The following is a 2,614-nucleotide window of genomic DNA, read 5'->3' as shown; positions in this document are numbered from 1 at the left end:
TGCCGGGCTGACAGCCGCCTTTGGCGCGCTTCAGGGGCATTGCGGCGTTGAACGCCTGCGGGATTTGCGCGGGCTTGCCCACGCCGCCAGCAGCAGATGCATATGGGTGCGCTGGCAAGCGCTGTAGTAACAATATTGAAAGTTTGAAAATATTCTTTTTTTCAGAAGCCCGGCCGCCGAGGGGGCGGACTGTATTGTGCAATACGGGTCAGCAGTGCCGCGCGGGACCCGGAGTGTCATCGCACGGCCCGGAAATGTGCCGGTAATTTTGCTGATAATTTTGAAATTGTCCGCTGTTCCCTTGACCTTGCCACCTGAAGCGCGGCATTGTCCTGATGGAGGCCGCATGGAACATCTTACTTTTTCCACCCTTGATCCCGCCTTTAACCTCGCGCTTGAAGAGGCGCTGTTTACGAAGCTTCCAGACGGGCATCCCGGATATTTTCTGCTTTGGCAGAACGGCCCTTCGGTCATTGTGGGCCGCCATCAATGTACTGTGGACGAGGTGAACGCCGATTTTATCCGGCGTGAAGGTCTGCCTGTCGTGCGCCGTATAACAGGCGGCGGGGCGGTATATCACGATACGGGCAATCTGAATTTTTCCTTTATTGAGCACGCCAACGGTCGCGATAAAGTGGATTTCCGGCGTTATCTTGAGCCTGTGTGCGCAGCCCTGGCCGATCTTGGCGTGCGTGCCGGCATTTCAGGCCGTAACGACGTGGAAACCGAAGGGCGCAAAATTTCCGGCAGCGGGCAGATGCTGCGCCGGGGCAAGGTGCTGCACCACGGCACGCTGCTTATTGATGTGAATTTTGACCGGCTGGTGGAAGCCCTGAACGTTGACCCGGAAAAGATGCGCTCCAAGGGCGTGGCGTCAGTGCGTTCACGGGTGGGCAATATTTCGGAATACTGGCAACCGGGCAGCACTACGGAAGCGCTTGTTGCGGCGCTGATCGGGCGGTGCGCCACGCGGCCCGGCAGTGTAGATGAAAACCTCATGGCCGAGGCGCACAGGCTTGCTGACGAAAAATACCGCCAGTGGAACTGGAATTACGGGGCCATGCCCAACTTTACCGAACGCAAGCGGCAGCGTTTTGACTGGGGCACGGTTGAACTGCGCCTCGATGTGAAGCAGGGGCGCATTGCTTCCTGCGCGATTTTGGGCGACTTTTTCTGCAATGCCGGGGAAGGCATTCAGGAATTGGAGCAAAGCCTCGCGGGTGCGCCCCGGGAACCGGAAGAGCTGGAGAAAATTTTGCGGCGGCTGGACATGGGCCGGTATTTCAGCGGTTGCGAAGCCGAAACCATGACGGCATTTTTCGCGAGCTGAGGAATTTTTCGCGCGCTGCGGCGTTTTTGTGGCTACGCCCGTTCCGCCCTGCGGCCAGAGCAATTTCACTTTGAAATTGCTCTGGCGGCTGCGTGAGCAGACGTTCGCTGCGGAGGCGTAAGCGCAGTTTATCTGCGCGGTTAAACGCCGAAGTGAGCGTGCCTTAAACTTTGAGAATGTATATTCTCAAAGTTAATCTGCTCTAGTCAGCGGGATACCGCCGCAAAACCTGCCTTGCGCGGGCAGCCGGTACGCACAATCCGGGGCCGGCCAGGCGGCCAAGGCTTTGCAGCCGGTCATTTCCGGGCATGCCGTGACTGTGCGGAATAGCAGTAATTTTTTTCACGCTCCTTGTGTCCGTTTTTTGCCGATGGTATCCTGCGGGCATATGTGCGTGGTGTTTGGTGTCCTTCGGGCGTCCCGGCCGGATTGCGGCGCGGCGCAACAAGTTTAACCACCAAGATCAAGGAGAAAGCATGTCAGACTTGCGTACCCCGCTGACCTCCTGGCATGAAGGCCAGGGGGCGAAGATGGCCCCCTTTGCAGGCTGGCTCATGCCCATTCAGTACGAGGGCATTCTTGCGGAACATCTCCATACCCGGAAACACGCCGGTATTTTTGACATTTGCCACATGGGAGAGTTTCGCATTGAAGGCCCTGGAGCCGCAGAGGCCCTGTCACGCGCCGTAAGCCACAATCTTGAAACCCTGGCCCCCGGCAAATGCCGCTACGGCTTTCTGCTCACCGACAAGGGCGGCGTTCTTGACGACGGCATCATCTACCGTTTCGGGCCTGATTCGTTCATGGCCGTGGTCAATGCCGCCTGCGCCCCCGGCGACCTGGCAACCCTGCGCGCCCGTCTGCCCGAAAACGTCAAGATCACCGACATTTCGGCAGAAACCGGCAAGGTTGACCTGCAAGGCCCGGATTCTCTGGACGTGCTTGAAAAAATCATGGGCGAAAACTTTCATGACCTCGGTTACTTTTCTTTCCGTGAAAGCACATGGCAGGGTGTGCCGGTGCTGGTGAGCCGCACGGGCTACACCGGCGAACTGGGCTATGAGCTGTATCTGCCCTCTGAAAAAACCGAAGCTTTCTGGAAGGCCCTGCTGGCCGATGAGCGCGTTAAGCCCATAGGTCTTGGCGCGCGCGACACCCTGCGCCTTGAGGCCGGTTTGCCGCTTTACGGACACGACCTTGACGAAGGGCATACTCCTGCCGAAGCCGGCATGGCCCGCATGATGACAAGCCAGGCCGAGTACGTGGGCAAGGAAGGGGCGCAGG

Annotated in this window: 2 protein-coding genes; both read left to right on the top strand. The window is 58.4% G+C overall.

Translation table 11 applies throughout. The features are described from left to right. Nucleotides 1-346: 346 nt before the first annotated feature. A complete protein-coding gene (locus V6C07_RS07485) occupies nucleotides 347-1,330 on the top strand; it encodes a lipoate--protein ligase (RefSeq protein WP_333535740.1) in 984 nt (327 codons plus the stop codon). Between the two features lie 476 nt (nucleotides 1,331-1,806). Beyond that, nucleotides 1,807-2,614, top strand: an 808-nt coding sequence (gene gcvT / locus V6C07_RS07480) for a glycine cleavage system aminomethyltransferase GcvT (protein WP_333535738.1), incomplete at its 3' end; no start/stop codon positions are given.

Origin of the sequence: Desulfovibrio sp. 1214_IL3152, assembly GCF_036763055.1 — a bacterium.
In the GTDB taxonomy this organism is placed as follows: domain Bacteria; phylum Desulfobacterota; class Desulfovibrionia; order Desulfovibrionales; family Desulfovibrionaceae; genus Desulfovibrio.
Note: the sequence above shows the minus strand (reverse complement) of the source record. Positions and strands in the feature narration are given on the sequence as shown.